This window comes from Microbacterium sp. KNMS, assembly GCF_053851835.1.
Genome location: NZ_JBSQBP010000140.1, coordinates 1 through 257 on the forward strand (window position 1 = coordinate 1; position 257 = coordinate 257).

The following is a 257-nucleotide window of genomic DNA, read 5'->3' on the forward strand; positions in this document are numbered from 1 at the left end:
CTCGCTCGACTGTGTGAAACCAGGGGGACTGGTGGTGCATACCACCGAATACAATTTCAGTTCGAACGACCGCACCGTCGATCACGCGGACACGGTCCTGTTTCGCGAACGGGACCTCAGGGCGTTGGCGGCTCGCCTGGAGGCGCAGGGCCACTGGGTGGCGCCCCTGGATCTCGATCCGGGCGACCGCCCGGTCGATCGTTATGTAGACATGGCACCCTACAGGGATCAGCCGCACCTGAAAGTCGCCTTACGGG

At 63.4% G+C, this 257-nt stretch carries 1 protein-coding gene; it reads left to right on the forward strand.

The features are described from left to right. Positions 1–31: 31 nt before the first annotated feature. Positions 32–257, forward strand: a 226-nt coding sequence (locus ACWXWW_RS18165) for a hypothetical protein (protein ID WP_455971426.1), incomplete at its 3' end; no start/stop codon positions are given.